Raw genomic sequence first — 6,989 nt, forward strand, 5'->3', positions numbered from 1 at the left:
AATAGTTTTTGCTATATACTTATATTTATTACTAAATAAAGGAGGAAAAAGATGGAAAATCTTTCAAACAATAATAACCCACAAAATAATATTCAAGGAGAGCTCAAAATGATAAGTGTTGAACAACAAAGTTTTACTGGATGTGAAATATTTGAGGAAAAATCTTCTCCCATTAAAGAAAAAAGTAAATTAAGCAAGATAGGTAAGAAATTACCCGGAATAAGTAGTCAAGAGTGTTTTAGATTTAATCGAAATATTGATTTTAGTGTACAAAGAAATGAACTTGATAGATACGGTGCTAGTGAAGTAGGCAATGTTTTGATTGGAGGTGCAGGGCTAAAAGATTTAATGATGAATAGAGTGCTTAAATATTTTGGAATAAGTATGCCTTTTGAAGAGAATTTGTATATGCTCAAGGGTAAGGAATTAGAGAATTTGTTAAAGCATACGGTGATAATATTGATGTTTTGTATAAAAACAAATATGCCAATGGAGTTGATAAGTATAACTATTTTAAAAAAATGGGAAGTGTAGAAACTTTAGTAGGCTCAACAATTGATGGATGGTTTATCAATAATGCTGGTGATTTAGAGCTTTTAGAAATTAAAAATAGCGACTCTCATTATATGAGCAGTGCTATTGCTGAGTACAATAAAAATAGAAATTTTTTAAGTAGTAAATATTTTTTCAAATACTATGTGCAGGCACAAATGCAGCTAGCATGTACTGGGCTTGAGTATTGTAATTTATTCTTTTTAATCGATGCAGCACCAGTTAACTGTAAGATTAAGAGAAATGAGGACTTAATATCAAAAGTGTTTGAATTTGTTAATAAATGTGAATTAGAAATTATAAATTTAAAAAAAGATATTTATAGTAAATATAGAGAGGAATACTTAATGGCACACAATTTTAATGAGGAAACGTTTATAAAGCTGGTGGAAGATTTAGTAGAAAGGAGCGATTTTTATAATTCTGGAGTTGAGTTTGATTGGGCAAAAGAATTTGTAGAATATGTTGATTGTGTAGACCTTGAAATTAGGGATAATCAAGCTGCTGAAAATCTTGCGTGTGATCTAATGGAGATTGATAGTATACAGAAAGAATTAAATAGAATTCAAAACGAAAATAAAAAAAGAGAAAAGCCTTATAAAGATAGGCTGAAGATGCTAATTTACAATATTACGAATACATGTCCACTAATTGAGCAGCTAAATTATAGATTTGGAGAGTTTGTGTTTACTCTTGATCCTAAGAAAAGGGCAATATCAGATAGATTAAGGGGATTGCTTCCAACAAGTGGAGCATTATTTTTCCCAAGCAATATAGCATTTGCAAATAATGTCAGTGTCCCCATGTGAATGGGAGCACTAAAAAATTAAAGAAAGAATTTAATATAGGAGAGGAAATCAATGATTATTAATAAAATAAAACAAGACAATAGAACTTTAAGGCCAGAGATACAAAAATGGGGTTGTTACTTTTTGTGTCTACATTATTATACAAGTTTATTTAAGAAGCGTGAATTTAATGCATATGATATAAATACAGCGTATTATAGATTTATAGGACTTGGCTACATTAAGAGTAATTGTTTTATTATAAATCCATGTATGATACTTAATTACTATGGAATTAGAAGTAGTGTAAGATATGAGTCTTTAAATTATTTGGGTGCAGCAAATGAATTTGAAATAAGTGAAGTTAAAATTGATAAGGTTAATGGGTATCACTTTATAGCAACAAAAAATAAAGAAATATTATATGATTCACTTGACTTGAAGCCACGTGGGAAAATATTTAAAGTAACTTCAAAGCGTATATTTAGGCTAAAGTAGTTTATTTAAAGCCTAAGATTATTTTTCATGCATTTATAAGCGTGAATTTTGTTAGCAGCAGAGAGCCCGTAAATATTATCAATTTCGGAAGTTGAATGATATTTCATAAGCTCTTTAATTTGGAAAGAGTTATATCCATTAGATTTTAAATATGAAATAAACAAATTTCTAAATAAATGGAGCGATTTATTAGCGCGAAATCCGGATTTTTTAAGAAGATTTTTAAATTTTCTAGAAATATTGATAATATCAATTTGATTATCTTTAAACTTATGTTTGGTTTTTTGGAAAAGATAAGTACGCCGTGAGTCAAGATTTTTTTCATTAAAATAATTTTCGTGAGCGGATTGGATAGCCTCGAACTCTTCTGAGTTGATAACAATTTCTCTAATACAAGTGACATTCCTTTTTTTAGCTATATTTACTTTTATATTGTAAAAAGTTTCTCTAGTTTTGCTGAGCAAGGGAGTAATATCTTGCATTTTTACTTTTTGAATTTCGGCACCCCTGCACCCACTTATTGCGAGTAAATGTAGGAACCAACCAGAAATTGGGTCAATTTGTTTTAATGTTTTAACGCATTTTTCAATTATTTTGATAGCTTTTGGGGTCAAATAAAACTTAGGAGTTGGTTTTGAGGATTCTTTTTTTGGTTTAGAAGAAATTTTTAGGTGTTTTTAAGAATTTTGTTTTCATTTACTACTTTTTGATACTCCTGTATTAGTTTGAGTATAGAATCAATATTGTAATTATTTAAATTAAAATAATTATTAATGTCCATAAGACAAGCTCCTTCTAGGTGTTACTTTTAAATTAAGTAAAAGTAATAAAAATAGATAAAAAATGTAATTTATATTGTAGCAAAAACAAAAAATTTTAGTCAAATTTTTGGAGTTCTCATTGCAAGAGAAATTTGGGTTTTAGAGTGGCTGTGATAAACAGAATGGGCAGTTTCTGAGGGTGTCGGCTGAGAAAGACTATATACTTTAGCTGATTTATAGCAAAGACTCTGGAATTTAATTTGTATGTGTTTTGTAGTCTTTTGTAATGGGCGGTGCATTTGCAATGGAGAGATTTTTGCAGTTTAATTAAAATTACATTTGCGTTTTGTTAATATGTAACAGCTGAATGTAACAAAATCAAATAGTTAAATCTTTAAAAAATTGCAATTATTAGGTGTTGTGCTAATATTAGGACTTATGGAGTAACTTATGAATGGAAAAATGAGAATGTTAATTATTTGTGCTGTTTTTGCACTGATAAGTTCTTGCAAGTATTATGCAAGAAGCGGTGAAGATTTAAAACAAAATGTAAAAGAAAAAGTTAGTGGATTTTTGGATACAAAAGAAAGAATTGTTTCAGATGATCCAACAGTATATGAAATAGCAGAAAAATTAAAAGAAGAAGAATTAAAGGGTAAAAAAGAAAATAAAAAAGATGCCAATTTAGAAAATAAAGAAGAAAAAGAAGATTCTAATAAGAATGATTTAAAAGATAATGAAGATGCTAAAGTATTAAAACCTGAGCTTGAGCCTATAGCTTTAGAAAACAAAGAACCGAAATTAGAAATAGCAGGAATATTAAAACCAGAATTACCCGAAATGCCAAAATTGCCGTTAGTAGTAAAACCAGTAATTAAAGAAAAAACAGAAGAAGAGAAAGCTAAAGATAGAGAGGCTGAAGAGCTTAGAAGAAGAAGAATAGAAAAATATCAAAAAGAAGAAGAAGAAAGATTAAAAAGAAAAGAAGAAAGATTAAAAAGGAAAAAATTAAGAGAATCAGAATCAAGTGAAAATTTTCTTGAGGGAGTAACTAAAGGTAAAATTTCAACAGTAGCAAAACAAATAGACAAGATAATCAGTGATATTAATAGTATTAATCAACAATCATCTTTTGAAGAAAGAATGGTAGTATCTGGGAAAGAAGTTGAAGATAAAATTACAGGTGCTATTTATGATGATATTACTGATAATCGTTCAAATGGTAATTCTATTTATTCTGAATGGGGTGACTTTCTTGAAGAAGAAAGTGGATTTAAAAGTCTTATTGATGAGCTAGAAAAAGCCAGAACAGAATTAAGGGGTAAAATAAAAGAGGGCAAGGATAATGATGAAAAAAATAAAAATACTGTAATCATTAGTGATATTAAAGTGGATTTAGAAAAATTAAAAGATTCTTTAAAAAAATTAAAAGAATATCTTCAAAGTAGTGATCATAAAGAAAAACTTCAGAAAGTTGTAAAATGTTTAATCGATCCAGAGAGTGATGATTGTAAATAGTAAATAAAAAAAATTATACATTAAAGGTGAAAAAAATATTATTCAAGATTTTTTTTGATAAAATAGATGCTTTTATAAGCATAAATTATAAAAAACAAGACTAGTTACTAGTCTTGTTATCTTATTTAAGTTATATTTTTTAAGGAGTAAAAGTGAAGAAATTATTATTCAAAATATTGTTTGTTTTTATGCTATCTATAGTCAGCATGTATGCTAATAAAGTTTCAGATTTTGAAGTTTTAGATTTTTATAATAATTTAGATCAAGAAACAAAAAGGGCAGTATATGAACTCTATGGCACTGATCAACCAACTTTAGAGCAAAAAAGACAAATATACAGCCTTTATGAAGCAGAACAAGAAGGCAAAAGAAAAACTGGAAAAAGTGCTAATGAAAGAATAAATGACTTTTTAGAACTTGCCAAAAAAAGTATCTAAGAAGTTCTAAAAGATGAATATATAATAAAAGAATATAAAAATCTTAAAGATACTAAGATTGATTTTAACTACAAGGAAGGAATGCTAGAAGAATGTTTGGTAAGATTAGGAGAAGAAAATTCAGTTAGTTTTTTAGTTCTTGTTTATCTTATTCTTGATAAGATAAATCAAAAAATATCAAAACAGAACCAAGCACTTGTGGTTGACAAATTTAAAGATATATTATTTATAAGCATACACTACTATTACAATAGAATTTTAACAAGTAGTAATCTTATGAACAAATTGAAAGATTTTTCTAAACTTGTAGATAGAGCAAAATTTTAGCAAAATATAATAAATTAATGAACTGCTATTTCTATAATTTTTGATTTAGAAATGGCAACGAACTAAATCAATAAAAGCTAATAAATACTTCTTATTAGATATCAACAATATAATAGGTTATGTTAACAATTAACAAATTGATTTACTATTTAGAGTAACAAATTGTTACTTTTGTTATTTTAGAGGATTTTTTTGAAAAAAATTAAAAGATCTTTTGATGATTATGTTGCATATTTTAGAGAAGGATCGTTGGATGATAGAGAAATAGCGGATAAATTAGGAGTTTCTAGGGTAAATGTGTGGAGGATGAGGAGAAAATGGGAAAGTGGAGAAAGTTCTGTTAACGATGATTCTAGATTATCAATTAGTGAAGATACTTTTGAACACCTTTTGTCGCAAACCTTTAGATCAGAAGTTAACGCTAGGAAAGTTAGAAGCGAATTGGATGTAGAGCGGGCTAATTTAGAATTAGGATTTATAAATGCATTTAAGCAATATTCTAGTGTTGAGCTTGTTAGCATGCATACTAAAATAGAAAATTTAAGAGCCGAAATTGACGCTTTAAATAAAGCAAGTAGTAAAAAAAACAAGCAAGTTGTTAATGGAGAAATTGATTCTTTAAAAAGCGAGCTTGATGAATATGTAAAGGAGTGTTCAATAAGAGAAATGGAGCTTTACTATGAATGTATTAAAAAACTTGCAACTGCTAATGAAGCTGAAAGCAAAAGCAACTACAAAAATAGTAAAGGGCACAAGTGAACTTATATCAAACAAAACTTTTTACAACACTCCAAAAGGAATACAAAAATAAATATGGAGTTGATATATCACAATTTGTAAAGCTAACAAACTGCTCAATTAATTTTGCTAAGTTTGAAGAAAAACAGTTAACTTTAAAACAAAAAAATGTGATAGAAAGTATTCAAAAGAATAATGAAAAGAAGATTATACTCAGCGGAGGTATAGCTAGCGGTAAAACGTATCTTGCATGTTATCTTTTTCTCAAAAGTTTAATTGAAAATAAAAAGTTATACTCTAGTGATACCAATAATTTCATTATTGGCAATTCACAACGTTCAGTTGAAGTTAATGTTTTGGGGCAATTTGAAAAGCTATGCAAACTTCTTAAAATTCCTTATATTCCAAGACATACAAATAATTCATATATTCTGATTGATTCACTGCGTATTAATCTATACGGAGGAGATAAGGCAAGTGATTTTGAAAGGTTTAGGGGTAGTAATTCGGCACTTATTTTTGTGAATGAGGCTACAACTTTACATAAACAAACATTAGAGGAAGTTTTAAAAAGACTTAGATGTGGACAAGAAACTATTATTTTTGATACTAATCCAGACCATCCAGAACACTATTTTAAAACCGACTATATTGATAATATAGCGACTTTTAAGACATATAATTTTACAACTTATGACAATGTTCTACTTAGCAAAGGATTTATAGAAACTCAAGAGAAACTCTATAAAGATATACCATCATATAAAGCAAGAGTTTTGCTAGGTGAATGGATAGCAAGCACTGATTCAATTTTTACACAAATAAATATTACTGAGGATTATGTGTTTACTAGTCCAATAGCATATTTAGACCCAGCATTTAGCGTTGGGGGGGATAACACTGCATTATGTGTTATGGAGCGGGTTGATGATAAGTATTATGCTTTTGTATTTCAAGACCAACGACCAGCCAATGACCCTTATATTATGAATATGATCAAGACCGTTTTAGAGAATTTCAATGTACATACACTGTATTTAGAGGATAGAGACAATACAAAAGGTGCTGGTGGATTGACTCGTGAATATATGTTGCTAAGAAATAATATGAGCCAATATTTTAGAATTGTTCCAGTTAAGCCAAAATCGAATAAATTTAGCAGAATAACAACTTTAATTACGCCGTTTACTTACAAGAAACTTTACATTACAAAGTACAGCAGTTCTTCTGTATTTAATGATATTTATTCGTATAAGGGGGATAATAAAACCCATGATGACGCTCTTGATGCAATATCTGCAGCATATTTGATGTTGTCTTTAGGATATAGAGAGAGAAGTGTTCACTTTGGCAACCAAAGATTTTTGTAA

General features: G+C 28.4%; 5 protein-coding genes and 3 pseudogenes. 7 read left to right on the forward strand and 1 reads right to left on the reverse strand.

Annotated elements, in window-relative coordinates:
* Window positions 1-51: 51 nt before the first annotated feature.
* Both BBIDN127_RS05360 and BBIDN127_RS05365 read left to right on the forward strand, forming a co-directional pair.
* Window positions 52-1,361: pseudogene (locus BBIDN127_RS05360) on the forward strand (DUF244 domain-containing protein).
* Between the two features lie 51 nt (window positions 1,362-1,412).
* The gene (locus tag BBIDN127_RS05365; protein WP_014017512.1) at window positions 1,413-1,838 is read left to right on the forward strand and encodes a DUF261 domain-containing protein; all 426 of its coding nucleotides are present in this window, start codon (window positions 1,413-1,415) and stop codon (window positions 1,836-1,838) included.
* A gap of 5 nt (window positions 1,839-1,843) precedes the next feature.
* On the opposite strand, the pseudogene BBIDN127_RS05370 reads toward BBIDN127_RS05365, so the two are convergent.
* Window positions 1,844-2,619 (reverse strand): annotated as a pseudogene (locus BBIDN127_RS05370) (tyrosine-type recombinase/integrase).
* Between the two features lie 430 nt (window positions 2,620-3,049).
* Between BBIDN127_RS05370 and BBIDN127_RS05375 the strand changes: the two are divergent.
* From BBIDN127_RS05375 to BBIDN127_RS05390, 5 genes and pseudogenes are all read left to right on the forward strand, one after another.
* Window positions 3,050-4,117, forward strand: coding sequence for a hypothetical protein (locus tag BBIDN127_RS05375; protein WP_014017548.1), 1,068 nt, complete (start codon window positions 3,050-3,052; stop codon window positions 4,115-4,117).
* 206 nt (window positions 4,118-4,323) lie between these two features.
* Window positions 4,324-4,626 (forward strand): annotated as a pseudogene (locus tag BBIDN127_RS07800) (DUF643 domain-containing protein); the annotation flags it as partial.
* Window positions 4,627-4,635: 9 nt separating this feature from the next.
* Window positions 4,636-4,881, forward strand: coding sequence for a hypothetical protein (locus BBIDN127_RS07805; RefSeq protein ID WP_233421654.1), 246 nt, complete (start codon window positions 4,636-4,638; stop codon window positions 4,879-4,881).
* 192 nt (window positions 4,882-5,073) lie between these two features.
* Window positions 5,074-5,640 carry a DUF603 domain-containing protein gene (locus BBIDN127_RS05385; protein ID WP_014017549.1) on the forward strand — a complete coding sequence of 189 codons (567 nt, stop codon included), beginning with the start codon at window positions 5,074-5,076 and terminating at the stop codon, window positions 5,638-5,640.
* On the forward strand, window positions 5,637-6,989 hold the full coding sequence (locus tag BBIDN127_RS05390; RefSeq protein WP_014017550.1) for a PBSX family phage terminase large subunit: 1,353 nt from the start codon (window positions 5,637-5,639) through the stop codon (window positions 6,987-6,989). Before BBIDN127_RS05385 ends, BBIDN127_RS05390 begins: the two co-directional genes overlap by 4 nt.

Origin of the sequence: Borreliella bissettiae DN127 (genome assembly GCF_000222305.1) — a bacterium.
GTDB classification, from domain to species: domain Bacteria; phylum Spirochaetota; class Spirochaetia; order Borreliales; family Borreliaceae; genus Borreliella; species Borreliella carolinensis.

Bases quoted from the DNA above. Each gene is read 5' to 3' on its own strand.
- BBIDN127_RS05375 (WP_014017548.1), top strand. From the start codon at position 3,050: ATGAATGGAAAAATGAGAATGTTAATTATTTGTGCTGTTTTTGCACTG.
- BBIDN127_RS07805 (WP_233421654.1), top strand. From the start codon at position 4,636: ATGCTAGAAGAATGTTTGGTAAGATTAGGAGAAGAAAATTCAGTTAGT.
- BBIDN127_RS05365 (WP_014017512.1), top strand. From the start codon at position 1,413: ATGATTATTAATAAAATAAAACAAGACAATAGAACTTTAAGGCCAGAG.